Annotated in this window: 32 protein-coding genes; 15 read left to right on the forward strand and 17 right to left on the reverse strand. The window is 67.0% G+C overall.

Annotation, left to right across the window (positions count from 1 at the left end; all coding sequences use genetic code 11):
- Nucleotides 1-5: 5 nt before the first annotated feature.
- The 4 genes from TQ98_RS22040 to TQ98_RS22055 all read right to left on the reverse strand — a co-directional run bounded on the left by TQ98_RS22040 (nucleotide 6) and on the right by TQ98_RS22055 (nucleotide 4,320).
- Nucleotides 6-1,112, reverse strand: a complete 1,107-nt coding sequence (locus tag TQ98_RS22040) for a dihydrolipoamide acetyltransferase family protein (protein ID WP_044873597.1) — start codon at nucleotides 1,110-1,112, stop codon at nucleotides 6-8.
- A gap of 10 nt (nucleotides 1,113-1,122) precedes the next feature.
- Entirely contained in the window at nucleotides 1,123-2,124 is a 1,002-nt protein-coding gene (locus TQ98_RS22045) for an alpha-ketoacid dehydrogenase subunit beta (RefSeq protein WP_044873596.1), read from the reverse strand.
- Nucleotides 2,117-3,208 carry a pyruvate dehydrogenase (acetyl-transferring) E1 component subunit alpha gene (gene pdhA / locus TQ98_RS22050; RefSeq protein ID WP_044873595.1) on the reverse strand — a complete coding sequence of 364 codons (1,092 nt, stop codon included), beginning with the start codon at nucleotides 3,206-3,208 and terminating at the stop codon, nucleotides 2,117-2,119. The genes TQ98_RS22045 and pdhA overlap by 8 nt, the downstream gene beginning before the upstream one ends.
- A 92-nt stretch (nucleotides 3,209-3,300) precedes the next feature.
- Nucleotides 3,301-4,320 carry a Glu/Leu/Phe/Val dehydrogenase dimerization domain-containing protein gene (locus TQ98_RS22055; protein ID WP_044873594.1) on the reverse strand — a complete coding sequence of 340 codons (1,020 nt, stop codon included), beginning with the start codon at nucleotides 4,318-4,320 and terminating at the stop codon, nucleotides 3,301-3,303.
- Nucleotides 4,321-4,483: 163 nt separating this feature from the next.
- Between TQ98_RS22055 and TQ98_RS22060 the strand changes: the two genes are divergently transcribed.
- The 4 genes from TQ98_RS22060 (at nucleotide 4,484) to TQ98_RS22075 (ending at nucleotide 8,125) form a co-directional block, all read left to right on the forward strand.
- Nucleotides 4,484-5,287, forward strand: a complete 804-nt coding sequence (locus TQ98_RS22060) for a transglutaminase family protein (RefSeq protein ID WP_044874127.1) — start codon at nucleotides 4,484-4,486, stop codon at nucleotides 5,285-5,287.
- Between the two features lie 53 nt (nucleotides 5,288-5,340).
- The gene (locus TQ98_RS22065) at nucleotides 5,341-6,132 is read left to right on the forward strand and encodes a nuclear transport factor 2 family protein (protein ID WP_044873593.1); all 792 of its coding nucleotides are present in this window, start codon (nucleotides 5,341-5,343) and stop codon (nucleotides 6,130-6,132) included.
- A gap of 203 nt (nucleotides 6,133-6,335) precedes the next feature.
- Nucleotides 6,336-7,742: an FAD-dependent oxidoreductase gene (locus TQ98_RS22070; RefSeq protein ID WP_044873592.1), complete on the forward strand. Its 1,407-nt coding sequence runs from the start codon at nucleotides 6,336-6,338 to the stop codon at nucleotides 7,740-7,742.
- Nucleotides 7,743-7,780: 38 nt separating this feature from the next.
- A complete protein-coding gene (locus TQ98_RS22075; protein WP_044873591.1) occupies nucleotides 7,781-8,125 on the forward strand; it encodes a cupin domain-containing protein in 345 nt (114 codons plus the stop codon).
- Between the two features lie 169 nt (nucleotides 8,126-8,294).
- Here TQ98_RS22075 and TQ98_RS22080 read toward each other — a convergent pair whose 3' ends face one another.
- The 7 genes from TQ98_RS22080 to TQ98_RS22110 form a co-directional block, all read right to left on the reverse strand.
- On the reverse strand, nucleotides 8,295-9,065 hold the full coding sequence (locus TQ98_RS22080; protein WP_044873590.1) for a crotonase/enoyl-CoA hydratase family protein: 771 nt from the start codon (nucleotides 9,063-9,065) through the stop codon (nucleotides 8,295-8,297).
- 169 nt (nucleotides 9,066-9,234) lie between these two features.
- Nucleotides 9,235-10,146, reverse strand: coding sequence for an SDR family oxidoreductase (locus TQ98_RS22085; RefSeq protein ID WP_044873589.1), 912 nt, complete (start codon nucleotides 10,144-10,146; stop codon nucleotides 9,235-9,237).
- A 106-nt stretch (nucleotides 10,147-10,252) separates the two neighbouring features.
- Nucleotides 10,253-10,504, reverse strand: a complete 252-nt coding sequence (locus TQ98_RS22090) for a hypothetical protein (protein ID WP_044873588.1) — start codon at nucleotides 10,502-10,504, stop codon at nucleotides 10,253-10,255.
- 120 nt (nucleotides 10,505-10,624) lie between these two features.
- On the reverse strand, nucleotides 10,625-11,449 hold the full coding sequence (locus TQ98_RS22095) for an alpha/beta hydrolase (RefSeq protein ID WP_044874126.1): 825 nt from the start codon (nucleotides 11,447-11,449) through the stop codon (nucleotides 10,625-10,627).
- A 50-nt stretch (nucleotides 11,450-11,499) separates the two neighbouring features.
- Entirely contained in the window at nucleotides 11,500-12,282 is a 783-nt protein-coding gene (locus TQ98_RS22100) for a class II aldolase/adducin family protein (protein WP_044873587.1), read from the reverse strand.
- 94 nt (nucleotides 12,283-12,376) lie between these two features.
- Nucleotides 12,377-13,063: an LrgB family protein gene (locus TQ98_RS22105; protein ID WP_044873586.1), complete on the reverse strand. Its 687-nt coding sequence runs from the start codon at nucleotides 13,061-13,063 to the stop codon at nucleotides 12,377-12,379.
- A complete protein-coding gene (locus TQ98_RS22110) occupies nucleotides 13,053-13,439 on the reverse strand; it encodes a CidA/LrgA family protein (protein ID WP_044873585.1) in 387 nt (128 codons plus the stop codon). Before TQ98_RS22110 ends, TQ98_RS22105 begins: the two co-directional genes overlap by 11 nt.
- A 96-nt stretch (nucleotides 13,440-13,535) precedes the next feature.
- On the opposite strand from TQ98_RS22110, the gene TQ98_RS22115 reads away from it, so the two are divergent.
- Nucleotides 13,536-14,426, forward strand: coding sequence for a LysR family transcriptional regulator (locus tag TQ98_RS22115; protein WP_044873584.1), 891 nt, complete (start codon nucleotides 13,536-13,538; stop codon nucleotides 14,424-14,426).
- A 5-nt stretch (nucleotides 14,427-14,431) separates the two neighbouring features.
- On the opposite strand, the gene TQ98_RS22120 is transcribed toward TQ98_RS22115, so the two are convergent.
- Together TQ98_RS22120 and TQ98_RS22125 are read right to left on the reverse strand one after the other, a co-directional pair.
- A complete protein-coding gene (locus TQ98_RS22120; RefSeq protein WP_044873583.1) occupies nucleotides 14,432-14,890 on the reverse strand; it encodes a cupin domain-containing protein in 459 nt (152 codons plus the stop codon).
- Nucleotides 14,890-15,339, reverse strand: a complete 450-nt coding sequence (locus TQ98_RS22125) for a flavodoxin (protein ID WP_044873582.1) — start codon at nucleotides 15,337-15,339, stop codon at nucleotides 14,890-14,892. Before TQ98_RS22125 ends, TQ98_RS22120 begins: the two co-directional genes overlap by 1 nt.
- Before the next feature lie 105 nt (nucleotides 15,340-15,444).
- On the opposite strand from TQ98_RS22125, the gene TQ98_RS22130 reads away from it, so the two are divergent.
- Nucleotides 15,445-15,891, forward strand: coding sequence for a PAS sensor domain-containing protein (locus TQ98_RS22130; RefSeq protein WP_044873581.1), 447 nt, complete (start codon nucleotides 15,445-15,447; stop codon nucleotides 15,889-15,891).
- Nucleotides 15,892-15,974: 83 nt separating this feature from the next.
- Here the strand turns inward: TQ98_RS22130 and TQ98_RS22135 are convergent, their stop codons facing one another.
- Nucleotides 15,975-16,922, reverse strand: a complete 948-nt coding sequence (locus TQ98_RS22135) for a MerR family transcriptional regulator (RefSeq protein ID WP_044873580.1) — start codon at nucleotides 16,920-16,922, stop codon at nucleotides 15,975-15,977.
- Nucleotides 16,923-17,155: 233 nt separating this feature from the next.
- On the opposite strand from TQ98_RS22135, the gene TQ98_RS22140 reads away from it, so the two are divergent.
- The 7 genes from TQ98_RS22140 (at nucleotide 17,156) to TQ98_RS22170 (ending at nucleotide 20,934) form a co-directional block, all read left to right on the forward strand.
- A complete protein-coding gene (locus TQ98_RS22140) occupies nucleotides 17,156-17,725 on the forward strand; it encodes an antibiotic biosynthesis monooxygenase (RefSeq protein ID WP_044873579.1) in 570 nt (189 codons plus the stop codon).
- A gap of 100 nt (nucleotides 17,726-17,825) precedes the next feature.
- On the forward strand, nucleotides 17,826-18,536 hold the full coding sequence (gene folM / locus TQ98_RS22145; RefSeq protein ID WP_044873578.1) for a dihydromonapterin reductase: 711 nt from the start codon (nucleotides 17,826-17,828) through the stop codon (nucleotides 18,534-18,536).
- A gap of 22 nt (nucleotides 18,537-18,558) precedes the next feature.
- Nucleotides 18,559-19,119 (forward strand): GTP cyclohydrolase I FolE, encoded by a 561-nt coding sequence (gene folE / locus TQ98_RS22150; protein ID WP_044873577.1) that lies wholly within the window; start codon nucleotides 18,559-18,561, stop codon nucleotides 19,117-19,119.
- Between the two features lie 3 nt (nucleotides 19,120-19,122).
- Nucleotides 19,123-19,494, forward strand: a complete 372-nt coding sequence (gene folX, locus TQ98_RS22155) for a dihydroneopterin triphosphate 2'-epimerase (protein ID WP_044873576.1) — start codon at nucleotides 19,123-19,125, stop codon at nucleotides 19,492-19,494.
- Between the two features lie 74 nt (nucleotides 19,495-19,568).
- A complete protein-coding gene (locus tag TQ98_RS22160; RefSeq protein WP_044873575.1) occupies nucleotides 19,569-19,862 on the forward strand; it encodes a DUF1244 domain-containing protein in 294 nt (97 codons plus the stop codon).
- Nucleotides 19,859-20,200, forward strand: coding sequence for a HopJ type III effector protein (locus tag TQ98_RS22165; RefSeq protein WP_044873574.1), 342 nt, complete (start codon nucleotides 19,859-19,861; stop codon nucleotides 20,198-20,200). The genes TQ98_RS22160 and TQ98_RS22165 overlap by 4 nt, the downstream gene beginning before the upstream one ends.
- 146 nt (nucleotides 20,201-20,346) lie before the next feature.
- On the forward strand, nucleotides 20,347-20,934 hold the full coding sequence (locus TQ98_RS22170) for a putative glycolipid-binding domain-containing protein (protein WP_044873573.1): 588 nt from the start codon (nucleotides 20,347-20,349) through the stop codon (nucleotides 20,932-20,934).
- 51 nt (nucleotides 20,935-20,985) lie between these two features.
- On the opposite strand, the gene trxB is transcribed toward TQ98_RS22170, so the two are convergent.
- The gene (trxB, locus tag TQ98_RS22175) at nucleotides 20,986-21,933 is read right to left on the reverse strand and encodes a thioredoxin-disulfide reductase (protein WP_044873572.1); all 948 of its coding nucleotides are present in this window, start codon (nucleotides 21,931-21,933) and stop codon (nucleotides 20,986-20,988) included.
- A gap of 283 nt (nucleotides 21,934-22,216) precedes the next feature.
- On the opposite strand from trxB, the gene cysZ reads away from it, so the two are divergent.
- On the forward strand, nucleotides 22,217-22,963 hold the full coding sequence (gene cysZ, locus TQ98_RS22180; protein ID WP_044873571.1) for a sulfate transporter CysZ: 747 nt from the start codon (nucleotides 22,217-22,219) through the stop codon (nucleotides 22,961-22,963).
- Between the two features lie 74 nt (nucleotides 22,964-23,037).
- On the opposite strand, the gene TQ98_RS22185 is transcribed toward cysZ, so the two are convergent.
- Nucleotides 23,038-23,400 (reverse strand): hypothetical protein, encoded by a 363-nt coding sequence (locus TQ98_RS22185; RefSeq protein WP_044873570.1) that lies wholly within the window; start codon nucleotides 23,398-23,400, stop codon nucleotides 23,038-23,040.
- Nucleotides 23,401-23,764: 364 nt separating this feature from the next.
- Between TQ98_RS22185 and TQ98_RS22190 the strand changes: the two genes are divergently transcribed.
- Nucleotides 23,765-24,973 carry a glycosyltransferase family 1 protein gene (locus TQ98_RS22190; RefSeq protein ID WP_103103168.1) on the forward strand — a complete coding sequence of 403 codons (1,209 nt, stop codon included), beginning with the start codon at nucleotides 23,765-23,767 and terminating at the stop codon, nucleotides 24,971-24,973.
- Here TQ98_RS22190 and TQ98_RS22195 read toward each other — a convergent pair.
- Complete coding sequence (locus TQ98_RS22195) at nucleotides 24,970-25,929, reverse strand: DegV family protein (protein ID WP_044873568.1); 960 nt, start codon at nucleotides 25,927-25,929, stop codon at nucleotides 24,970-24,972. The two genes, TQ98_RS22190 and TQ98_RS22195, sit on opposite strands and share 4 nt — an antisense overlap.
- Between the last annotated feature and the right edge of the window lie 121 nt (nucleotides 25,930-26,050).

Below are 26,050 nucleotides of genomic sequence, written 5' to 3' on the forward strand. Positions count from 1 at the left end.
CTGCCCTACGGCTGCTCCAGCGCTTGCACCAATGCCTTGAGGAACCGCGCCGCTTCACCCCCGGTCACCGCTCGGTGATCGAAGGTCAGCGACAGCGGCAGCACCGGGTGAATCTCCACCTTGCCCTGCCAGGCCACCACTTCATCGCGGATGCCGCCCGCACCGATGATCGCCACCTGCGGCGGCACCACCACCGGGTTGGCATAGCGACCGAACAACGTGCCGAAGTTGGACAGGGTAATGGTCGCCCCCATCATTTCCTGCGGCGGAATGGAGCGGGCCTTCACGTCCGCCCGCAACCGCGACATGCCTTCCTTCAGGTCCTCGGCGCTGCGCCCACCGACATTGCGCAACACCGGCACGAAGAGGCCGTCCGGGGTATCGACGGCAATCCCCAGGTCGAGCTTGTCGTGCTGGCGGATGGACAGGGCGCGGCCGTCGAACCAGCTGTTGAGGATTGGTTCCACCTCGCAGGCGGCGGCGATGGCCTTGCCGAGGCGGATCAGCGGATCGCGGGCTTCCGGCCAGCGGTGCAGGTCGGCGTCGCCAAAGATGGTCACCGGCACCACTTCCGCGTGGGAGCGCGCCATGTTGATCGCCATGCTGCGGCGCACGCCCCGAAGCCGCTCGCCACCAAAGCTGTCGCGGGCGGTCTGGGCGGCCTGTTCCACATCGGCACGGGTCACCAGGCCATCCGGACCGCTGCCGGCCAGCGCGGCCAGTTCCACGCCGAGCTGGCGGGCGAGCTGGCGCACCGCAGGCGTTGCGCGGGGTGCCAGGTGTTCGCGGGTGGAGGGTGCCGCACCGACGAAGAAGCTGTCGGCCTGAGCGGAGCCGCCGCCTTCCAGGCGACCGACCACGGTGCCGGCGTCGGCATCGTCGCCCTCATAGCCCAGCAGCGGTTCGCCGACGTGGAGGATGTCGCCCTCCTTACCGAACGTCCTGGCCACCACGCCATCGTAGGGGGCGGGAATGTCCACCAGGGCCTTGGCGGTTTCCACCGAGACCAGGAGTTGGTCGGCCTTGACGCTTTCCCCCACCTTCACGTGCCACTCCACGATCTCGGCTTCCTGCAGGCCCTCCCCCAGGTCGGGCAGTTTGAAATATTTCATCGTGCTCTCCTCAGGCGTAGTTCAGCACCAGGTCGCAGGCCGCGAGGATGTCCTCGGGGGCGGGTATGTAGAGCTGTTCCAGGCGGTACAAGGGCGGCGGAATGTCCGGCGCGGTGACCCGCTGGATGGGCGCATGCAGGTCGAGCAGTGCCCGCTCGTAGAGACTCGCGGCGATCTCCGCCCCCACACCGCAGCTGCGCGGTGCCTCGTGGACGATGACGCAGCGTCCGGTCTTGCGCACCGAGGCTTCCAGGGTGTCCAGGTCCAGCGGCTTGATGCTGGCGACGTCGATCACCTCGGCGGAGATGCCCTGCTCTTCCAGCTTCGCGGCGGCCTGCAGGGTTTCGTGGACGCTGGCGCCCCAGCTCACCAGGGTGAGGTCCGAGCCCTCGCGCAGGGTGAAGCAGCTGTCCAGCGGCAGGCGCTTGCCGTCGTCGATGATCGGCTGCGGGTTCATCCGGTAGAGCCGCGTGGGCTCGAGGAAGATCACCGGGTCCGGGTCGTCGATGGCCGCCAGCAGCAGTCCGTAGGCCCGCGCCGGGGAGGACGGGATCACCACGCGCAGCCCGGGGATGTGGGCGAACAGCGCTTCGGTGCTTTCGCTGTGGTGTTCTGGCGCGCGGATGCCGGCACCCATGGGGCTGCGCAGCACCATCGGGCAGCTCAGCCGGCCACGGGTACGGCAGCGGAGGCGGCTGGCGTGGGACACCAGGTGTTCCATGGCGGCGTAGATGAAGCCGAGGAACTGGATTTCCATCACCGGCTTGAGGCCCTGGGCGGCCATGCCCACGGCGAGGCCGGCGATCATGGTTTCCGCCAGCGGCGTGTCGATCACCCGCTTGAAGCCGAAGCGGTCCCGCAGGCCGAGGGTGGCGCGGAACACGCCGCCGTTGACGCCCACGTCCTCACCCAGGACCACGACGTTCTCGTCTTCCTGCATGGCGCGGTGCAGGGCCAGGTTGACGGCTTCCAGCAGGGCGCGTTTTTCGATGGAGGTATTGAGGTTAGTCATGATGGCTGTCCTCCCGACGGGAGACCCGTTCCATCAGCATTTCGCGTTGTTCACCCAGGGCCGCCGGCCAGCGTGCGTAGACGTGGTCGAGCACCGCCTCCACCGGCTGGGTGCCGGCGCTTTCGAACCTGTCCACGGCGGCCTGCACCTGGCGCTGGCAATCGGCAATGAGCGCCTGTTCGCGGCCTTCGTCCCAGACCTTGTGGGAGGCGAGGAAGGCCTGCAGACGCTTGATGGGCTCTTCCTGCCAGGCCGCCTTCACTTCCTCGGCGCTGCGGTAGCGGGTGGCGTCGTCGGCGGTGGTGTGGTCGCCCAGGCGGTAGCTGATGCATTCCAGCAGGATCGGCCCCTTGCCGTGGCGGGCGCGGTCCAGCGACCACTGCACGCGGTCGTAGACCGCCAGCACATCGTTGCCGTCCACCTGCTCGCCGTGGAAACCGGCGCCAATGGCCTTCTGCGCCAAGGTGGGCGCGCCGCTCTGGATGCGCCGGGGCACCGAGATGGCCCACTGGTTGTTGTTCACCACGAAGACCACCGGCAGTTGCCAGGCGCCCGCCACGTTCAGGGCTTCGAGGAAGTCGCCCTTGCTGGTGGCGCCGTCGCCGCAGGTGGTGACCACGGCCCGGTGCTGGCCACGGATCTTGATCGCCGTGGCGACACCGCAGGCATGCAGGGCCTGGGTGGCGATGGGCACGCAAATGGGGAAGTCCTCTTTCGAGCGCGGGTCCTGGAAATCGCTGCCGCGTTCGTCACCGCCCCAGTAGAGGAGGATTTCCTCCATGCCGACGCCGCGCATCAGTTGCACGGCGGTGTCGCGGTAGTAGGGCACCAGCACGTCCTCGGCGCGCAACAGGCTGCCGATGGCGACGCCGATGGCTTCCTGGCCCAGGGTCGGGGCGTAGGTGCCGATGCGCCCGGTGCGTTGCAGGGCCACCGCCTTCTGGTCGAAGAGGCGGGTCAGCACCATGCGGCGGTAGAGGTCGGTGAGCAGGTTGAAATCGTCGGCCCAGGCCGGCAGTTCGCCGACCAGCCGCCCCTCGGGGTCGAGGAAGCGCGTATAGGGCAGTTCGATCCGGTTGGACATGGCGGTTCTCCTAACACCTTTTGGGTGCATTCACAGGGCCCGGGGCTTGTGGCTCCGGGAGCTCGCGGGCCGGGCCGCTGGTTGGCGGCCGTTCAGCCGAACAGCAGGCGCTCGGCCAGGGCGTCGGCGACCCGTGCGGGGGATCGCTTGTCGGCCTGGGCGTGCGCGTAGATCTCGGTGAGTCGCTGGCTGATCCGCGACAAGTGCGCGGTGATCGCCGACAACCCTTCGCCCTTGTGCTTGAGGGCGACGTAAATGAGCCCGCCGGAATTGATCACGTAGTCCGGCGCATACAGGATTCCCCGAGCTTCCATCTCGTCAGCGATCTCGGACCCGGCCAGTTGGTTGTTCGCTGCGCCAGCCACGGCTGCGCAACGCAACTGACCCACGGTCTGGGCATTGAGCACGCCACCGAGGCCGCAGGGGGCGAGGATGTCGCACGGGGTGGTGAGGAACGCATCGGCGGCCACCGGCTGGGCGCCGAGTTGCTCGATGGCCAGTTGCACACGGCCGGCGTCGAGGTCGCTGACCAGAAGCTCCGCCCCCACCGCATGGAGCTGTTCGGCCAGGGCGTAACCGACGTGGCCGAGGCCCTGCACAGCAACGCGCAGGCCTTCCAGGTCATCACTGCCGAGGCGCGCATGGGCGGTGGCGCGGATGCCGGCGAAGACGCCAAGGGCGGTGTGCGGCGAGGGGTCGCCGGCGGCGGTGGTGCTGGTGACGTGGCGGGTCTGCTGGGCGATGCAGTCCATGTCGGCGCTGGAGGTGCCGCTGTCCACCGCGGTGATGTAGCGGCCGTTGAGGGATTCGATCATCCGCCCGAAGGCTTCGAACAGCGCCCCACGGTTTTCCACATGCCCTGGGCGGATGATGACCGCCTTGCCGCCGCCCTGGTCGAGGCCGGCCAGCGCCGCCTTGTAGCTCATGCCCTGGGCGAGGCGAATGGCGTCGCGGATAGCGCTTTCATCATCGGGGTAGGCGAGGTAGCGGCACCCGCCCAAGGCAGGTCCGAGGCGGGTGTTGTGGATGGCGATGATGGCCTTGAGTCCGGTAGCGGGATCGTTGGCGAGGTGCAACGCCTCCAGCCGGGCGGCTTCCATCATGGCAAACATGGCGGTCTCCCTTCCTGACTTTAGGGCCAGTATAGGACGAGCTGCGCGGTCCGCCCCCTCGCATCCGGACATAAGCTGGAAGGCCGAGATAACCAAGGCCCGGATGCCTACTGGACGAAAATCAACCCGTTCGCTACAAGGAAACATCCCCTCGGAGATGTCCATGGAACCGCGCCAACGCTGTCTGGAATGCCTCGAACGCGACCCGCCCGCCCTGCTGGAGGCAGCCCTGTGGATCGCCGCCGAGCATGATCCGAGGCTGAACCCCGAACAGGTCCTGCGGGACTTCGGCGGGCTGCTCCAATTGGTGGCCGCGGGCCTGCCGAACCTGCCACCGGCGGAACTGGCGCAGCCGCTGCTGCGGCGCATGAACGAGCTGGACTTCCACGAAGACGACGACACACCCCTCAGGCCACGCGCGGCGCTGCTGCCGCAGGTGCTGGCGCGGCGCCGGGGCCAGCCGCTGTCCTTGGCGCTGATCGCCCTGGCGCTGGCCGCACGGCTGGGGATTCCCCTGGACGGGGTGAACTTCCCGGGGCACTTCCTGTTGCGGGTGCCGGGGGCCGACCACCTGCTCGACCCCAGCAGTGGCCGCCGCCTCTACACCCGCGACTGCCGTGACCTGCTGGTGCGGATGCAGGGGCCCCAGGCCGAGCTCCAGGCCGTGCACCTGCAGACCGCCAGCCCGAAGGAGATGATCCAGCGCCTGTCGCGCAACCTGCGCATGCTGCATCTGGACGCGGGCGAATCCCTGGCCGCCCTGAAGGACGCCGAGCGCGTGCTGCAACTCGGCCCGCCGACCATGCACGACCACCTGGCCCGCGCCGACATTTACCAGCGGCTGGATTGCCCCCAGGCCGAGCGCTACGACCTGGAACGCGCCCTGCTGCTCTGCGACAACCCTGCCCAACACCTCCAGCTCGCCCAACGGTTGCGCCGGCTGGGGCATGTTCAGGCGCTGCATTGAAGGCCCTCGGCGGCTCGGGCATGCTTTGAGCGTCTCGTCACCGTAACCGCCCCATGAGTTCGCCCGACCAAGTCCCCGATCCGCAGACCACCGCCACCCGCGACGTGGTGATGCGCTACCACCTGAGCTGGAAGGCTCGCGACATCGACGCCGTGCTCGCGCTCTACCACCCCGACGTGGAATACAACGACTTCTTCCAGAACCGCTGCATGCACCGCGAGGAGCTGGCGGACTATGTCCGCGCCACCATGCCCAGCGGCCCCGTGGACTTCCTCGAACACAACGACCGCATCCGCGTCGACGGCGATACCGCCTTCATCCAGTACGCCATCAGCGTTGCGGGCGGCGGCACCTTCCGCGCCAGCGAGGCCATCACAGTGCGCGACGGCCTGATCTGGCGGATCAACGAGTACGCCCTGCTGGTCAAGCCCGCCGCCAGGCCCGGCCAGGATTCGACGCAACGGCCCGCCGCCAGCCGCCTGGGCCTGTCCGCTCGCCAGCTGAGCCTGCTGGCGCGGGACCTGGAGGACTACTTCCAGCGCTCCCAGCCCTACCTCGACCCGGCCCTGGACCTGCACCAGGTGGCCAGTGCCACGGGCTACACCCGCAACCAGATTTCCTACCTGCTGAACCAGATGCTCGGCCAAAGCTTCTACCAGTACGTCAACCAGGCGCGCCTGGCGCACCTGCTCAACCTGCTGCAGACCGCCGTGCCACCCGTGCGCATCGACGAACTGGCCTTCAGCGCCGGCTTCAACTCCCTCTCCGCCTTCTACCGCTGCTTCCGCCAGCACACCGGGCTGTCGCCCAAGGCGTATCTCAAACAGCTGCACAAAAGCCTGTAGCGGCGATTTCAATCGCCAAGCAGGCCGAAGGCCTGCCCTGCCGGGCCAATGGGGTAGCTGCGCTGCCCTTGGCGAATGAATTCGCCCCTACCATCCATCTCCCACCCAAACCATCGCATTCCCAGCGTGCCCGCGCACACGACAGGCGCCCCGCCAGTCTCTAGCCTTGTTCCCGACAACAACCTGTTAACGGGAACCCGCCTATGCAGAACTGGCGCTCGATCAGCCTGTGGATGGACACACTCGATGAAGACCTCAAGCCGCGACCGGCACTGGCCAGCTCGCTCGAGGTGGATGTGGCCATCATCGGTGCCGGCTACACCGGGCTGTGGACGGCCTACTACCTGAAGCGCCAGGCCCCCGAACTGAAGATCGCCATTGTCGAAGCCCGCTTCGCAGGCTTCGGCGCCAGCGGTCGTAATGGCGGCTGGCTGATGGGCAACCTGCTGGGCGAGGATCGCGCCCTGGCGCCGCTGCCTTCCGATGTCCGCAAGGCCTCCTTCGACCTGCTCCACGGCATTCCCGATGAGGTGGCCGAGGTGCTCCAGCGCGAAGGCATCGACTGCCATTACCGCAAAGCCGGCATCCTCTACTGCGCCGCCCGCTACCCGGAACAGGAGAAGCGCCTGCGCGACCAGTTGGACGCTCTTCACGCCGAGGGCCTGACCGACGCCGACTACCGCTGGCTCAGCCCCGACGAGTTGAACGGCCAGCTTCGGGTGGCCAACCCGTTCGGCGGCATCCACACGCCCCACTGCGCCACCATTCAGCCGGCCAAGCTGGTGCGTGGCCTGGCCCGCGCGGTGGAGCGCATGGGCGTGCAACTGTTCGAGGAAAGCCCCGCCACCCACTGGCAGCCCGGCCTGGTCCAGACCGCCCAGGGCGAGCTCAAGGCCCACTGGGTGGTGCCGGCGGTCGAGGGCTACGCCGCCAGCCTGCCGCCACTGGGCAAGTACCAGTTGCCGGTGCAGAGCCTGCTGATCGCCACCGAGCCGTTGAGCGACGCGCAATGGCAGGAGATCGGCCTGGAACATGGCCAGGCCTTCAGCGAGAGCAGCCGCCAGGTCACTTATGCACAGCGCACCGCCGACAACCGCCTGGCCTTCGGTGCCCGTGGCGGCTACCGCTTCGGCGGTCGGTTGCGGGAGGACTTCCAGCTCAGCGACGACGAAGTCGGCCTGCGCCGCTACCTGCTGGGCGAGCTGTTCCCCCAGCTGCGCAACGTACGCGTCACCCACAGCTGGGGCGGCAACCTCGGCATGGCCCGACGCTTCCGCCCGCACATGCTGGTGGACCGCAAGAACGGCATCGCCCTCTCCGGTGGCTACGGCGGTGAAGGGGTGGGCGCCAGCAACCTGGGCGGTCGCACCCTGGCCGACCTGATCCTCGGCAAGGAAAGCCTGCTCACCCGCCAGCCCTGGGTGCTGGGCGACGGTCCACTGAACCGCCTCAATGCCTGGGAGCCGGAACCCTGCCGCTGGCTCGGCTACAACGCCATCATCCGCAGCTTCGTACACGAGGACCGGGTGCTGGCGAACCCTCTCAGCGCGCCCTGGCGCCGTGCCATGGCGCTGAAACTGGCCGACCTGATGGAAGGCCTGATGCACTGATCCCCGCATAACCCCCAATGACTTCGGGAGCCCTAGACATGAAAGCCACCCTGCTGAAGAACACCCATGAACATCCGCTGTCCGAGCCGACCCCGGTAGCGGTGCCTATTGGCGAACCGGTGCCGCATACCCGCGTGCATTCGGTGGAACGCACCGACAACGTGGAAACCGGCGTCTGGGAATGCAGCCCCGGCCGCTTCCGCCGGCAGATCCGCGAACAGGAGTTCTGCCACTTCACCCACGGCCGCTGCACCTTCACCCCGGATGGCGGCGAGCCCATCGAGATCAACGCGGGCGATGCGCTGCTGCTGCCGGCCAATAGCCTGGGCGTGTGGGATGTGAAGGAAACCCTGCGCAAGACGTACGTGATCATTTCTCGCTGATTGGGATTATCGTCCGATGCCCGGCGCATTGACGCATGGGTGTCAGGACTGTTCGTCCCCGCCGACGCGAGTCACCCCTCTACCTCTGGGAGAGGGGCCGGGGGTGAGGGCAGGATCAGACCGCGCGATGCGGAGCATGGGCACGTTGGGTTTCGTTCCTCTACCCAACCTACTCGAAGCTGCCGTGCCGCCCCTGCCCCGCCTTGAAAGACCTGGCGCCCGCCAGGGTCTCGCCGCTGTGGATAACCTTCATCCCGCCCTTGAACTCATTGGCCAGTGCCGCCTCGAACGGCAGCTCCCACTGGGCATAGGCACTGGCGCGGTCGGCCAGCATGCAACGCTGGGGGAAGGCGGCGATGGCGTGGGCCAGTTCCTCGGCGGCGGCGCGGGCTTCACCCTTGGGCACCACCCGGTTGGCAAGCCCCATCGCCAGGGCCTCCTGGGCCTTCACCGGACGTCCGGTGAGGATCAGGTCCAGCGCCCGACCCTGGCCGATGATGCGCGGCAGGCGCACGGTGCCGCCGTCGATCAGCGGCACGCCGAAGCGCCGGCAGAACACGCCGAAGATCGCGTCTTCGGCCATTACCCGCATATCTGCCAGCAGCGCCAGCTCCAGACCGCCGGCTACGGCGTGGCCTTCGATGGCGGCGATCAGCGGTTTTGCCAGCTGCATCCGGCTCGGTCCCATGGGGCCATCGCCTTCGGGGTCCAGGCGATTACGTCGCGCACCGTCTTCGGCCACCGCCCCCAGGTCGGCCCCCGCGCAGAAGGTGCCGCCGGCCCCGGTGAGCACCGCCACCCGCGCCTCCTCGTCCACCTCGAACGCCCGCAATGCCGCCGCCAGCGCATCGGCGGTGGGCCGGTCCACGGCGTTGCGCACCTCGGGACGGTCGATGATCAGGGTGGTGACGGGGCCGCTCTTCTCGACTCGGATGTTCATGGGGGGCTCCTGTTGACCGTGGATGACAAACGTTCTTGTAGGGGCGATTTCGCCCCAATGACGCCAAATCGCCAATGAAAAAGGCCGGCAACAAGGCCGGCCTTCAACATAGTGCTTCCCCAAAGGATTGTTCAGCCCGCTGGCGGAACTGCCCCGCGGAAAGGCGCGATCAGAGGGCGTACTTCTGCAGGTGGGCCATCATCTCGCGCAGGGCCTCGACGTTGTCCGCCGGGTGGACGGCATTGCCGAAGTCGCAGATGCGCTGCCAGTTCGCGGCCACGTCTTCGGCGTCGAAGCCGACCTTGGGATCGAAGCCAACCCCCAGGCTGCGCTCCCAGCGCACCTTGCCGATCCAGCCGCCACCGACCTCGAACAGGCCGGAGGTTTCCTGGCACCGCTGGCTGCCGAGGTACACCACCAGCGGGCTGACCAGCTCAGGCTTGAGCTGCTCGAACACCTGCGGCGGGATCAGACCTTCGGTCATGCGGGTGCCGCCCGTGGGGGCGATGGCGTTGACCAGGATGTTGTTCTTGCGGCCTTCGATGGCCAGGTTGCGGGTCAGGCCGTAGAGGCCGAGCTTGGCCATGCCGTAGTTGGACTGGCCGAAATTGCCGTAGATGCCCGAGGTGGACGAGGTGAAGATCACCCGGCCGTAGTTCTGCTCGCGCATGTGCGGCCAGGCGGCGCGGGTGACCTTGTAGGCGCCTTCGACGTGGACCTTGTAGACCAGCTCCCAGTCGGCGTCTTCCATCTTGTGGAAGGTCTTGTCGCGCAGGATGCCGGCGTTGTTCACCACCACGTCGACACGGCCGAAGTGGTCGAGGGCAGCCTGCACGATCTTCTCGCCGTCGGTCACCGAATCATGGCTGGCCACGGCGGTGCCGCCGGCCTCGCGAATCTCCGCCACCACCCGGTCGGCGGCCGAGGCGTTGGCGCCTTCACCATGGGTGCTGCCGCCCAGGTCGTTGACCACCACCTTCGCGCCATGGCGGGCAAACAGCAGCGCGTGGGCGCGGCCAAGGCCACCACCGGCACCGGTGACGATTACGACTTTGTCTTCGAAGCGGATTGCATCGCTCATGGGGGTGGGCTCCTTGGCAGGCCAGTGAATGGGCCGAGTCTCCGGCAGCCGGCACTGCGCCCACAACGAAAGGAGCCGACATGAATGGTGCCCGATAAGGGCAACGCTACTTGAACGGGATGAACAGGCAGCCACGCGGCCGCAGCTTGAACAGCCACCACTGGTAACTGTCGTAGAGCAGCGCGAAGAACGCCGCCAGCAGCAGGCAGACGATGGCAGCCAGCCAGTTCAACAAGCTCGGATCGCGCATCAGGGCGTAGCCGATCAGGCTGAGGCCGATGATGAACAGCAGGGCGGCGACGGCAGGCCCCAGGGTGCGGATGACGGGATAGAGGAACACCAGGAGACGGAACAGCATGATCAGACCTCGATGCTGCCGGTCAACCTGTGACCGGCCAGTGGGTGAGGCCCGAAATGCTAGTTCCGCGCCGCCAGCGACTGGAGGCGGCGAATGCTGATTCGGCGGGGGAAAATTCCGTTATCCGTGTCGGTCGCGAAAGGCCAGGTAATGCTCCAGCACTTGCTCGGGGGCTTCGGTCTGCGGGTAGTGGCCGATGCCGTCGAGCAGCACCGTGTCGGCATGCGGGATCAGCTCGCGGTAGCGCGCCACCATGTGCGCCCCGGAGATCGGGTCCACGGCGCCATCGATCACCCGCAGTGGCACCCCGCCCTTCTGCATGGCCGCCACCCAGCGGTCGCGCTGCTGGCGCCGCTCGGGGATGTAGTGGATGAGCCGGTGCATTACGGCGGGGCCATCCTGTTCGGCGATCAGCCGCCAGAAGTCATCCAGCTCCGCCGCGCGCAGCTGGGTATGGGGACCGAACACCTGGGCGAAGCTGGCCGCCAGCTTGCGCCGCGAGAACCGCCGCCCCACCAGTCCGCCCAGCGGGCTCAGCAGCAGCTTCTGCACCAGCACCGGCCGGTGGGTTTCCGGGAACAGGCCGCCATTGAGGAACACGCAGCTGGCCATCGCGAAACGCCCTTCGTGGTGCCGCGCCAGCAGTTCCTGGGCGACGCTGTCGCCGTAGTCATGGGCCAGCACATGTACCGGCCCCGGGATGCCCAGGTGGGCGAGCAGGGCCTGGTTGATGTCCGCCTGCTCCAGCAGCCGGTAGTCATGGCCACGCGGTTTGTCGGAATAGCCGAAGCCCAGCAGGTCGCAGGCGATGACCCGGAAGCGCCGGGCCAGCGGTGCCCAGAGGTAGTGCCAATCCCAGGACGCGGTGGGGAAGCCGTGGATCAGCAGCAGCGGCTCGCCCTCCCCCGCCGTCCAGTAGCGGATGTGCTGGCCGTGGAAGTCCATGTCCCGTGCCCGGGCGCGCCAGTCGCCCAGGGGAATGCCGGCCAGCGCTGTCACTCGGCGAACCCGGGCATCTGCAGGTCGAGCTTGCGCAACAGTGCCGGCCAGGGCAGCGACCCGCCCATGCCCTGGGAGGTCTTCATCACGCCGGCGATCATCGCCCTGGCGCCGTCGAGGATCTGCTGCGGGATGTGGATAAGTTCGCCGCCACCCGCCTGGGCCATCACCTGAATCTCGCAGGCACGCTGGAAGGTGAACATGCCGAGGAAGGCGTCGGCGATGCTGCCGAAGGCGGTGAGCAAGCCGTGGTTGGGCAGGAGCATGAAGTTGGCCTGGCCAAGGTCGGCCTGCAGGCGGGCCTTCTCCTCATGGTGCAGGGCGACGCCCTCGTAGCCGTGGTAGGCGAGGCTGGCGAGCACGAACAACGACTGCTGGGACAGCGGCAGCAGGCCGTTCTTCTGCGCCGATACCGCAATCCCGGCGGGGGTGTGGATATGCAGCACGCAACCGACGTCCGGGCGCACCTCGTGCACGGCGCTGTGGATGGTGTAGCCGGCCGGGTTGATGTCGTAAGGGGTGTCCATGAGCTTGTTCCCAGCCAGGTCGATCTTCACCAGGCTGGAGGCGGTGATCTCATGGAACATCAGCCCATAGGGGTTGATCAGGAAGTCTTCGGTGCCAGGGATCTTGGCGGAGATGTGGGTGAAGATCAGGTCATCCCAGCCGTACAGGGCGATCAGGCGATAGCACGCAGCGAGGTCGACGCGGGTCTGCCACTCGGCGGCGGACACCTTGTCCTTGAGGTTGAGGGACGGGAGGGCTTGAGCGGCGGTCATGGCGAAACCTCGTTGTCGTTATCCGTGCGAGGAGTCTAGCCACGGGCTGCCTCGGCGATAGTCGCCTTGGCAGCCAGCTTAGTGGCCTTGCGAGTCAGATCAGGCTGGCCACCAGAGGCGCGGCGAAGAGGTTCAGCAGGCCCATCAGCACCATCACCAGACCGGCAACGGTGCCCTCTTCACGCCCCACTTCCTGGGCCCGGCTGACGCCCGCACCGTGGGCGCCGACGCCGAACAGCGCACCACGGGCCAGGGCGCTCTTGAGGGGCAGCCAGCGGATCAGCAGGCTGCCGGCCAGGGCACCGAACACCCCGGTGAGCATGACGAAGACCGCCGCCAGTTCAGGCACACCGCCCAGATCCTGGGCCACCGGCATGGCGAAGGGCGTGGTGATGGAACGCGGCACCAGCGACAGGCTCACCTGCGACTCCAGCGCCAGCGCGTTGGCCAGGCCCCAGGAGCTGGCGATGGCCACTCCACTGCCGGCCAGCATGCCCAGCAGCAACGCCGGCCAGTGCTTCGCGAGCAACGCCCGCTGCTGCCAGATGGGCACGGCGAACGCCACGGTGGCCGGGCCGAGCAGCAGCATCAGCCAGTGGGTGGCGCCGGCGTACTCGGCGTAAGCGGTGTGCAGGGGGACAGCCACGGCGAGCAGCAGGGCCGGAACGAAGATCAGCGGCGACAGGAGGTAGCGCCCGGTGCGCCGGTACATCCAGCGGCTCGCCAGATAGCCGGCCAGGGTCAGGGCCAGCCAGAACCAGGACATGGGCTCAATGTTCATGGCGCACGCTCCAGCGGCAGACGAACTCGACGGTCAGGGCGGTGGCCAACATCACCAGCAGGGTGCTGGCGCCGATCACCAGCAGGATGCGCCAGCCGTCCTGGCGCAGCAGCGCGCCGTAGTCCAGCAGGCTCATCAGGGCCGGGATGAAGAACAGCAGCATTTCCGCCATCAGCAGGCCGGCCCCCAGTTGCAGCGCCGCCGGCTTTACCCAGCCGCTGGCGAACGCCACCAGCAGCAGGCCCAGCCCGATCACCCCGCCGGGAATCGGCCAGCCCAGCACCGCTGCCAGTTTGCAGCCCAGGGCGTAGAGCCCCAGGAGGACGGCAAGTTCGGCGGCGAGACGGCTGAGGCGGAGCAATTGGGAACGGTTCATGGCGGTGACCCTCGGTACTGGTGGCCAGCTTAGGTCCGCGCCTATCATCCCAAAAGCGAATTGTTCGACTTGCAGCCATTCGAAATTGGAATAGCCATGGAATTCCGCCAGCTACGCAGCTTCGTCGAGGTGGTCCGCCAGGGCGGCTTCACCCAGGCCGCCAAGACCCTCCACGCCACCCAATCCACCATCAGCAAGCAGGTGGCCCAGCTGGAGCAGCGCATCGGCGTGCAGCTGCTGGAACGCAGCGGCCCCCAGCTGCGCCTGACCGACGCCGGCACGGTGGTGCTGCGCCACGCCGAGGAGATGTTGCGCCAGCGCCAGGACCTGCAGAGCGAGCTGGATGACCTGAGCCACCTGCGCCGTGGCGAACTGCGCCTCGGGCTGCCCCTGCTGGGTGGCGAGGTGCTGTTCGCCGAACTGTTCGCCGAGTACCGCCGGCGCTACCCGAACATCGTGGTGCGCCTTTCCGAAGGCGGCAGCAAATTGATGGAAGAGGCGCTGCTCCAGGGCGAGCTGGAGCTGGGCGGCAGTCTCACCCCCAGCGATCCGGCGCTGGACTACCAGCCCTTCTGCAATGAGCCGCTGGACGTCGTCCTACCGGCGGACCATCCCCTGGCCGGTGAAAAAAGCCTCGCGCTCGCGCAACTGGCCGACTCGCCCTTCCTGCTTTATCAGCAGAGCTTCACGCTCAACGATCGCCTGCTGCTGGCCTGCCGCCAGGCCGGATTCACGCCGCGCGAAGTCGGCCGCAGCGGCCAGGCGGATTTCCTTGCCGCCCTGGTGGCCGCCGGCCAGGGGCTGGTGCTGCTGCCACGCATCGTCGCCCGCCCCCTCCAGCGGCCCGGCCTGCGGCTGGTGCCCCTGCGGGAGCCGGACCTGCGCTGGGATATCGCCTTCGTCTGGCGCAGAGGGGCCTACCTGTCGCGGGCGGCGCAGGCGTGGTTGGAGTTGCTGCGGGAGTATTCGCCGCTACAGAACGTGTAGCCTCCTTACAGCAGTGCAGAATCCAGCAACGGCCAATCCTTCTGCGCCTGCGGTTCATCCGCCAGCAGGCGGAAGCCGGCGAACTCGAAGCCCGGCGCCACGGTGCAGCCCACCAGGGTATAGGCCCCCAGCGCGCGGGCGGCTTGCCAGGCGTGGGCGGGCACGGCGCGCTGGGGCAGGCTGTGTTCGGCCACCGGACCGAGGATTTCGCGGCGGACGTCCCGGGGAGACTCGGCGATCAGCAGCTCCAGCGGATCGCCTTCGTAGAAATGCCAGAGCTCGTCCGCGTCTACCCGGTGCCACCGGCTCACGACGCCTTCAGGCAGCAGGAACAGGATCGCCGACGACGCGGCGCGGCCACCCGGCAACCGGCTGGCCGACTCGAACACGCGCCGGTAGAAGCCGCCTTCGGGGTGCGGCTCCAGGCGCAGTTCGCGGATCAACTGCTCGGCGCGCGGGTGCATCAGGCTTTCAGCGCCGCGATGAAGCTGGCCAGCCAGGGCTCGGCATCCAATTCCGGGGTGACGGTCTCGCTGGCATCCAGGCGGTTCATCTCCACCACTTCCCGCAAGCCCAGCTCGGCGTAGAGCTCGCGGATCAGTTCGCCGCCGCCGCAGAACACGTCATAGCTGGAGTCACCCAACGCCAGCACGGCGCCGGGGCGGCCACGCCAGTTGGGCAGGCGGTCGCGCAGCTCGGCGTACAGCGGCATCAGGTTATCGGGCAGCTCGCCCATGCCGGTGGTGGCGGTAACGGTCAGCAGCGCCTCGGGATCGAAGGCGATCAGTTCATCCAGGGTCACGCGCTGCAGGTAGTGCGCATCGAGGCCGGCGGCCTTCAGCAGCTTCTCCGCATGACGAGCGACTTCTTCGGCGGTGCCGTACACCGAGCCGGACAGGATGGCGACTTTCATTGGGAACTCCGAATCTGGGGCGAAATGCCGAGCATTATGCCGCAACTGGCGGGGGCGGAAGGATGCCGTAGACTGCTTGGCGAAGGTTTCCAACAGGCTCCGAACATGATCAACGCCAAGCTGCTGCAACTGGTGATAGACGCGTCCAACGACGGCATAGTGGTGGCCGAGCAGGAAGGCGAGGACAACATCCTGATCTACGCCAATGCCGCCTTCGAGCGACTCACCGGCTATCCCCGCGACGAGATCCTCTACCAGGACTGCCGCTTCCTCCAGGGCCAGGACCGCAACCAGCTGGGCCTGGCCACGATTCGCCAGGCGATCCGCAGTCGCAAGCCCTGCCGGCAGATACTGCGCAACTACCGCAAGGACGGCAGCGCCTTCTGGAACGAGCTGTCCATCACCCCGGTGTTCAACGAGTCCGACCAGCTGACGTACTTCATCGGCATCCAGAAGGACGTCACCGAACAGGTGGAAGCCCGCCAGCGGGTGCGCGAACTGGAAGCGGAAGTGGCCGCGCTGAAGGCCGAGCTGGCGGCGCTTAGAAGCTAAGGGGCCAGGCCGTAGGAGCGAGCTCTGCTCGCGAAACCCAGTCGCGGAGCTATTCGCGAGCAGAGCTCGCTCCTACAACGTGTTCAGGTATCCAGGTGTCCGGCGAGAAACTGCCGCAGGCGCCGCTGCATCAGCCGCCCTTCACTGCCCAGGCAGGCGACGGGGCTGCCGTCCAGCTCGTCGCCCATCAGGTCGGCCGTCTCGCCGGCCAGGGCCACGGGGCAATCCAGCCCCAGGGCGAGGCGACCGAGCTGGAGACCAAGGTCGTCGGCCGGCGGATGGTTGGAGAAGAGCACCAGGGCCTGGGGCTGGACCTTGCCGCAGACCATCGCCAGCTCCGCAAGGGGCTGGCCCAGGCCGAGCACGCTGACCGCCACTTCGCTGCTGCCCAGCAACAGGCCGGCCACCAGCAGTTCCAGCTCTCGCCCGTGCCCCGGCAGGGGCGCCAGCAGCACCCGTTCCTGCTGGCCGCAGCGTGCCAATTGCAGGCGTTGCAGGGCGCGAGCGCGAAGGAAGCTGTCGAAGAACACCCATTCACTGCCACGGCCGAACTCGTCCTGGCGCAGCAGCAGTTCCCGCCAGACCGGCATCAGCACATCGGCGAACACCACGTGCAGCGGGTAGGTCGAGAACACCTGGCCGTAGACCCGCTCCAGCGCCACCTCATCCAGGGTGGAAACGGCACTGCGCACCTGGGTGCGCCATTCGCTCCACTCCGCCGTCGACGAAGCCTGGTAGACCGACGCCACCGGCGATCGCGCGGCATTGCTGCGGGCCAGCAGCTTGCCCACCTTGCTCACCGAGACGCCACGCTCGATCCAGGCGAGGATGCTGCGCACTGCCTCGACGTCGGCCAGCGAATAGAGACGGTGGCCGCTTTCGGTGCGGGTCGGCTGGATCAGGCCGTAGCGCCGCTCCCAGGCGCGCAGGGTGACCGGGTTGACGCCGGTCAGGCGAGAGACCTCCCGGATGGGGAAGAGCTCTTCCTGTTTCAGGGCGCCCGAGGCGCGGGATGCACCGGATTCGGTCATGGTGAGGACATCGTCAGGGAAGGATTCAGGCAGTTTAAACCCTGTTCCGTGGATTCCAATCGACGCCAGGCCACAGCCGGTGCGACACGACCCGCCGGTCATCGTTCGCGCTGGCGTCTTGACGAAAAAACGGAATAATCCTTGCCTGTCTTTCACCGCAGCCCATCACCCCGGCGCTGCGTGATAAGCGCCTGCCCTACCCGGGCGGGTGCCCGGTTGCAAGGAGATACACGATGTCTGCCGATCCCGTCACCCTGATGGTGGCCCGCCGCGTCCCGCGCGAGCGCTACCACGACTTCATGGCCTGGCTCCGCGAAGGCGAGCAACTGGCCGCCGACTTCCCCGGCTACCTCGGCTCGGGCGTGCTGGCACCGCCGCCGAATGATGATGAATTCCAGATGATCTTCCGCTTCGCGGACGAGCCGACCCTGGCCGCCTGGGAACATTCCGCCTCGCGCCGCGCCTGGCTCGAACGTGGCACCGGGCTGTTCGAGCAACCCCACGAACACCGTGCCCTGGGCCTGGACGCCTGGTTCGGCAAGGCCGAGCAGCGACCGCCACGCTGGAAGCAGAGCGTGGCCATCTGGCTGGCGTTCTTCCCGGTCTCCCTGGCCTTCAACCTGATGTTCGGAGGCTGGCTGGGCGACCTGCCGTTGGCGCCCCGGATTCTCCTCAGCACCCTGGTGCTGACGCCGCTGATGACCTACTGGTTCATCCCCCTCTCCACCCGCCTGCTGGCACCCTGGCTGCAGGGCGGCCGCACGGCCATGGCACGCCACGGAGCAGCGGTGCAGCCGCGCTGAGGCCATTTGTACATCCCCCACCCCTGGTATAACGTGGTGCAGATTCGGCCTGCACCACAGGCTGGCCCCCGCCTTCCGAACCTCGGACTTCGACGCGTCAATGAGCCGACCCGCTGCCCCTATCCTGATCACCGGCGCCAGCCAGCGCGTCGGCCTCTACTGCGCCGAACGCCTGCTGGACGATGGCCAGCCGGTGATCGTCAGCTACCGCACCGAACGCGACAGCGTGCAGCACCTGCGCGAGCGCGGCGCCCTGGCACTGCAGGGGGACTTTTCCAGCGAAGCCGGCATCCTCGCCTTCATCGCTGAACTCAAGGGCTGCACCGACAGCCTGCGCGCCATCGTCCACAACGCCTCGGACTGGCTGACGGAAAGTCCCGGCCAGGAAGCGGACGCCTTCCAGCGCATGTTCAGCGTGCACATGCTGGCGCCCTACCTGATCAACCTGCATTGCGAGGAACTGCTGCGTCGCAGTACGCCGGCGGACATCATCCACCTCAGCGACGACGTGGCGCGCCGGGGCAGCGAGAAGCGCATCGCCTACTGCGCCAGCAAGGCCGGGCTGGACAACCTGACCCTGTCCTTCGCCACGCGCTTCGCCCCGCACATCAAGGTCAACGGCATCGCCCCGGCGCTGGTGATGTTCAACCAGGGCGACGATGACGCGTATCGCCAGAAGACCCTGGCCAAGTCCGCGCTGGGGATCGAACCCGGCCCGCAGGTGGTCTACCAAAGCATTCGCTATCTCCTGGACAATCCCTACGTCACCGGAACGACGCTCACCCTGAACGGCGGCCGCCACCTCAAATGACGCGGCCGCGAGGACTGCCATCATGAGCGAAGAGCTGAACCGGCATTACCGGGAGATCCTCCTGGGCCTGGGGGAGGACCCGGACCGCGAAGGGCTGCGCGACACCCCCATGCGGGCCGCCAAGGCGATGCGCTACCTCTGCCACGGCTATCAGCAGAACCTGGAGGAAATCGTAAACGGCGCCCTGTTCTTCTCGGACAATGACGAAATGATCACGGTGAAGGACATCGAGCTCTATTCCCTCTGCGAGCACCACCTGCTGCCCTTCATCGGCAAGGCCCATGTAGCGTACATTCCCACGGGCAAGGTGCTGGGGCTGTCGAAGATCGCGCGCATCGTCGACATGTTCGCGCGGCGGCTGCAGATCCAGGAGAACCTCACCCGCGAGATCGCCGAAGCGGTGGAGAAAGTGACCGACGCCGCTGGGGTGGCGGTGGTGATCGAGGCCCAGCACATGTGCATGATGATGCGCGGTGTGGAGAAGCAGAACTCGGTGATGAGCACCTCAGTGATGCTGGGGTCCTTCCGGGAGTCCCAGAACACCCGCCACGAATTTCTGAAATTGATCGGACGGAGCAACTAGAGAATGCCGAGACTGGAGCCCGGAATGGCGCGAATCCGCGTCAAGGACCTGCGCCTGCGCACCTACATCGGAATCAAGGAAGAGGAAATCCTCAACAAGCAGGATGTGCTGATCAACCTCACCATCCTCTACCCGGCAGATGAGGCGGTGCGCGACAACGACATCGAGCACGCGCTGAACTACCGCACCATCACCAAGGCCATCATCCGCCACGTCGAAGAAAACCGCTTCGCCCTGCTGGAGCGCCTGACCCAGGAAATCCTCGACCTGGTGATGGCCAATCCCAGCGTGCGTTACGCCGAGGTGGAAGTGGACAAGCCTCACGCGCTGCGCTTCGCCGAGTCGGTGTCGATCACGCTGGCCAGTCATCGCTGAACAGATTGTCGGGGCCACGGAGGGCTCCTATCATCCCCGCCAATTCCTCCCGCAAGCCCCTGGAGAATCCTGCCATGACCGAGCAAGAACGCCTTGAACTCGAGGCCGCAGCCTTTCGCAGTCTGGTGCAACACCTGCGCAGTCGCCCCGACGTGCAGAACATCGACCTGATGAACCTCGCCGGCTTCTGCCGCAACTGCCTGTCGAAGTGGTACAAGGCCGCCGCCGACGACCTGGGCCTGGACGTAACCCCGGATCAGGCCCGCGAAGAGATCTACGGCATGCCCTACGCCGACTGGAAAGCCAAGTACCAGAAAGAAGCCAGCGCCGAGCAACAAGCGGCCTTCAACAAAGCGAACAAAGAATGAGCAACCTGAACGACTTCCGCGCCCGCCTGCACAGCGACCAGTACCTGTTTGCCGAAACCCTGGCCTTCATCGCCGACGGCTACGACTACCAGCAGAGTGCCTTCATCAACGGCTCTGTGGAGAACGCCGCCGGGCAGAACGAAGGTTCCTGCAAGACCCTCGGCCTGGCCCTGCTGGAAGGCTTCAGCCTGGAAGAAACCCTGCTGGCCTTCGGCGAGCACTACCGCTCGGTGCTGGCCACCCCGGACGGCACTGACCACGGCAATATCCGCGCCCTGATGGCCACCGGCCTCGCGGGTGTGCGCTTCGAGCGCCAGCCCCTCAGCCGCAAGGCCTGATCCCGCCCCGCCGCCCCGTCCGGGGCGGTCTTCTTACGCTTTGGCTTCGGCTTTCTGTCAGCAATGGCTGACATCAACTTTCCACCCCAGTGCGTAGGATTCTCATCCGTAGTGTCGGACGACTTCTCCCATCCCGGAGCGCACGGATGCAGCAGACTCTCGTATGGAAGCCACTGACCACGCCCGGCGTGGAAAGCCTTCGGCTGTCCATGGATGAACAGGGCATCCATGCCAGCAGCCACCTGATCCAGAACCGCAGCGGCCAGAGCATCGCCGCCACCTACGTGCTGGACAGCGATCCGCGCTGGCGCTTCCGCCATCTCTGGCTGAAGGTGGAAAACCACGGTCAAAGCAGCCTGCGCCTTGACCGCGATATCCGTGGCCGCTGGCTGCTGAACGGCCAGCACCGCCGCGATCTGGACTCGTGCCAGCTGGTGATGCTCTCCGGCACCCCCTTCACCCACACACCTGCTCTGCAGCGCTGCGCCCTGGAAACCGGCCAGAGCGAGCAACTCCAGGTTGCCTATATCGACCTGCCAAGCCTGCGGGTGGAAGCGCGCCAGCTGCGCTACCACTGCCTGCGCCAGCAGGCCCAGCAGACCCTCTATCGTTGCGAAACGGAGGGTCGCAGGCCAATGGAACTCATGGTGGACCGCCAGTCGGTGCTGCTGGAGGCCCAGGGCCTGTACCAGCTCATGAGCGCGCGCACCCTGTCGCTGAATACCTGGGTCTGAGCGCAAAAGAAAAAGCCCCGCATTCGCGGGGCTTTTCATCATCAGGCGTTCTTACTGCGCGTCGAGGTAACGCTCGACGTCCAGGGCCGCCATGCAACCGGCGCCGGCCGAGGTGATGGCCTGGCGATAGACATGGTCGGCCACGTCACCGGCGGCGAACACGCCGGGGATGTTGGTAGCGGTGGCGTTGCCGTCGCGACCGCCGTTGACCACCAGGTAGCCATCCTTGAGGGACAGCTGGCCCTCGAACAGCGAGGTGTTCGGGGTGTGGCCGATGGCGACGAACAGGCCGTCCACCTTCAGCTCGTCGCTGCCGCCGTCATTGCGCTTCAGGCGCACGCCGGTGACGCCCATGTCGTCGCCCAGCACTTCATCCACTGCGGCGTTCAGCTTGAGCACGATCTTGCCTTCGGCAACCCGCGCCATCAGCTTGTCCTGGAGGATCTTCTCGGCGCGGAAGGTCTCGCGGCGATGCACCAGGGTCACTTTGCTGGCGATGTTGGCCAGGTACAGCGCCTCTTCCACGGCGGTATTGCCGCCACCCACCACCGCCACTTCGCGGTTGCGGTAGAAGAAACCGTCGCACGTGGCGCAGGCGGACACGCCCTTGCCCATGAACGCCTCTTCCGAAGGCAGGCCCAGGTAACGGGCGCTGGCGCCGGTGGCGATGATCAGTGCGTCGCAGGTGTAGGTGCCGCTGTCACCCACCAGGGTGAACGGCTTGCCCGCCAGGTCCACGGCATTGATGTGGTCGAAGACGATTTCGGTCTCGAAGCGCTCGGCGTGCTCCTGCATGCGCTGCATCAGGGCCGGGCCGGTGAGGCCATGGGGGTCGCCCGGCCAGTTGTCGACTTCAGTGGTGGTGGTCAGCTGGCCGCCTGCCTGCATGCCGGTGATCAGCAGCGGCTTGAGGTTGGCGCGGGCAGCGTAGACAGCCGCGGAGTAACCGGCAGGGCCGGAACCGAGGATGATGACCCGCGAATGACGTGCTACGGACATGACTGACTCCTGCCCTGTGGGCAATAAAAAGGAGCCACTGCTGCACTTGGGGAAGGCTTGGGATGCAGTGGCTCCATTGAACGGGGTCTGGCCGTTTCCAGTTGGCCAGCAATGGTCGCAAGGTTACCGACCGCCCCTCGATAGCGGAAATACCCCCTCTCAATCCCACCCATAGGAAGCGCCTATTGGCCCGCGGCGAAATTGTTCCTGCCCGTTTCCGAACTATCCTCGATGCCGTCAAAGCCGGTAAGGTCGGCGCGTTTGCAACCTTGGGGGACCCAACATGCCCACACCCGCTCTTTCCGGGCCGCAATACCTCGGCGAAGGACTCAAGCTGGTCCTGAGCCCCGCCCTGCGCGCGTTCGTCCTGCTGCCGCTGACCGTCAACCTGCTGCTGTTCACCGCCCTGATCGGCTTCGCGACGCAGGAATTCAGCGGTTGGGTGGATGCCTTCATGCCCAGCCTCCCCGACTGGCTGAGCTTCCTCCAATACCTGCTCTGGCCGCTGTTCGTGCTGCTGGTGCTGGTGCTGGTGTTCTTCAGTTTCACCATGCTGGCCAACATCATCGCCGCGCCCTTCAATGGTTTCCTCGCGGAAAAGGTCGAAGTGGTGTTACGCGGCCAGGACGACTTCCCGGCCTTCAGCTGGGCCGAACTGATGGCGATGATCCCGCGCACCCTCGGCCGCGAGCTGCGCAAGCTGGCCTACTTCGTGCCACGCGCCGGTGCGCTGCTGATCCTCTCCTTCATCCCCGGCATCAACCTGCTGGCCACGCCCCTGTGGATCATCTTCGGTATCTGGATGATGGCGGTGCAGTACATCGACTACCCGGCGGACAACCACAAGCTGGGCTGGAACGAGATGCTCGCCTGGCTGCGGGAGAAGCGCTGGCAGAGCCTGGGTTTTGGCGGCATCACCTACCTGGCGCTGATGATTCCCTTCGTGAACATCCTGATGATGCCCGCCGCCGTGGCTGGCGCGACCCTGTTCTGGGTGCGCGAGGGTGGCGACAAGGCGCTGGTGAAGTAAGGCAGCGGCTCGATCACCGCAAGTCGCGGCAGGGCACCCCGTGTAACCCGTGGGGCACCCTGCCGGGGATGGGGCTATGAGCTCCGTTCGGGGGTGCAGGAAAGCCTGGCACTCGTGCTCCGGCCGATTGGCCGGCTGTCGACGATAACCAGTGCGCTGGTGCCCGGCTCGAGCAGCACTCGCTTGCCCGCCGGGCGCATGGCGTCGGCCACGCCCGGTTCGACCCGACACTGGGCAACCTGCGCACCGTGGTTGGTGAGCCTGAGGACCTGGCTGGCGCCCCGGCTGATGGCAGAAGAATCGACGGTATGGATCAACGGCGCACTCAGCGCCAGGTCGATATCGAGTCCGTTCAGTTCAGCCGCCATCCTGGCGTCGGCGAATGCCGTCAGCGGCAGGCATGCCGCGAATCCGCTTATGAGGAGCAGTTTGTTCATCTCGAACCTCCGGGAGATTCAGAGTGAGCCTCTACCTGGTTGTAGAGGCGGGCACCCAGCCCCGGACGGGAACAGTCCGTCGGCTGGATCGATCCGCTGCCGGTGAGGGTCCGGCGCAGATGCATTGCCCATCACGTCAGGAGGGACGTGGTCACTGCCGGGCCATCCGCTGGCCTATGCCTGGAGGCAAAGGATTGCGCGGCCCCGCCGGCATGAGGGACGTGCCCTATCAAGTCTAGGAGGGTCCCGCGAAGCACCCGGCAGCGGGCGACAGGCGTCCCCCCCTGGACGGGTCCTACCGCCCTGTGGACCGCGCCCCGGAGGCTACGTCATTCAGCGGTCATCCAGCTGTCATACGGGCTACATCGCCAGTACCGACACTGACGCCATGACCATAGCGCCCCTGTACATCTCGCTGATCAGCGAAACCTTCCTGCCCGAAGTCAATGGCGTGGCCAATACCCTTGGCCGCCTGTGCGACGGCCTGCGCGCCGCCGGGCACCGTCTTCAACTGGTGCGCCCGCGCCAGTCCTGCGACAACGGCCGCCGCAGCGACGACGACCTCTTGCTGATCCGCGGCTGGCCGCTGCCCGGCTACCCCGGCCTGCAGTGGGGCCAGTCCTGCCTGCACAAGCTGTTGCGCCGCTGGCGCCAGCGCAAGCCGGACGTGCTCTACATCGCGACTGAAGGCCCGCTGGGTCTGTCCGCCCTGCGCGCCGCACGGCGCCTGGGTATTCCGGTGGTGAGCGGCTTCCACACCAACTTCCAGCAGTACACCGGGCATTACGGCGCCGGCCTGCTGACCCGGGTGCTGACCAACTACCTGCGCTGGTTCCACAACGCCACGCGGCTGACCCTGGTTCCCAGCATCAGCCAGTTGCAGGACCTCACCCGGCGCGGCTTCGAGCGTCTGCAGTTGCTGTCACGGGGCGTCGACGGCCAATTGTTCAACCCGGCCCGCCGCTGCCCGGAACTGCGCGCGCAGTGGGGCCTGGGGGAGGCGGACATCGCGGTGATCCATGTCGGCCGCCTGGCCGTGGAGAAAAACCTCGGCCTCCTGGGCGAAACCTTCCAGCACCTTCAGCAGCGTTATCCACAGCTGCGCCTGAAGCTGGTGGTGGTAGGCGACGGCCCTCAGCGCGCACCGCTCCAGCGTGCCCTGCCGGACGCCATCTTCTGCGGCGTGCAGCGGGGCGATGATCTGGCGCGGCACTACGCCTCGGGAGACCTGTTCCTCTTCCCCAGCCTGTCAGAAACCTTCGGCAACGTGGTGCTCGAAGCCCTGGCTTCCGGGCTTGCCGTGGTGGCCTTCGATCAGGCCGCAGCAGCCCAGCACATTCGCCACGGCCACAACGGCGCCCTGGCCCTGCCCGATGAGCCGTCCAGCTTCACCGAAGCCGCCACCTGGCTGCTTGAGGACCCGGAAGTCCTGCGTCGCGTGCGCCTGAATGCGCGTATGCACGCCGGTCGCCAGGGCTGGGAAGCCATCGTCCAGCAGTTCGAGCAGTACCTGGTGCATGCCCGCCGGCCGGAGCTGGAAGCGCCCGCGGGTGGACTGCCACCTCACGCCTAGGAGAAGCCTACAGGCGGCGCGGCAAAGGCCAGGCTCAAGGCGCCCGGCCCCAGGTTGATCGCGCCGGTGGGGCTGAGCATGGCCAGATGCAGGGTCACGCCCCGTTCCCCGCAAGCCGCCTCCAGCTCGGCAAAGCCCGGCAGGTCCCGCACCTGCGACAGTTCGCCCGCGAAACTCATGCACAGCTGCGGCGCCAGCAGATCACCCGCCAGCACCCGCGCCCGGGCATGGGCCAGCAGCTTTTCCGCCGCCTTGTCGAAGCTGGGTGCCAGGGACACGGGCTTGTCTTCGCCCTGCTGCACGCTGATGACCGGTTTCACGTCCAACAGCGAACCCAGCCCGAGGGCCGCGCCGCGCAGATGATCGATCAGTCCGCCCCGCTCGCCCTTGCGGAAACCGCGCCGGCGAAGGTGGCCGAGGTCATCGGGAACCAGGAAGGTACACACCTGCCCGGACAGTTGCTCCAGCCTCGCCCGCAGACTGTTGGGATGGGCGCCGTCGCCGATCAGCCGGATCGCCTCGGCCGCCAGCACGGCGGTGCCGGCGAAGATGTTGCCGCCATCCAGCACCCGCATCGCGAAATGCCCCGCCACGCCTGCCGCCGCGCGCCGCTCGCGGTAACGCTGGAGCAGGCCGAAGGACGCCTGGGTGGCATGCTCGAAGATCAGGCTGCGCTGGGCCGAAAGGGTCAAGCAGAGGACCTGGTCGAAGCGGGTCACCAAGGTTTCCAGGAACCACTCCTGCATCTCCGCCACCTGCAGGGGCTCGCTGCGGTCCTCGCTACCGACCTTGGGCAACAGGTCACGGTAGAAGGCCTGAGTGGCCTGGGGCACACGACGGTCCATCAGCGACTGCCCGGCCAGGTGGATGCGGATGGGCAGCACCGGAATGCGGTGCTTCTGGAGGAAGTCCTGGGGCAGGTCACAGGTGGCGTCCACGACCAGGCCAATGCGCATGGGGTACTCCTTCGGCCGGTGACCGGCGCTTGTTGTGATGCGCGCACAGTGCCGGGAGGAGTGGATGGTGTCAGCCCAACTGATTGAGGGTTTGAGGGGGAAAGTCTAAGCGGTGAGGGCA

Origin of the sequence: Pseudomonas sp. LFM046, from assembly GCF_000949385.2 — a bacterium.
GTDB lineage: Bacteria > Pseudomonadota > Gammaproteobacteria > Pseudomonadales > Pseudomonadaceae > Metapseudomonas.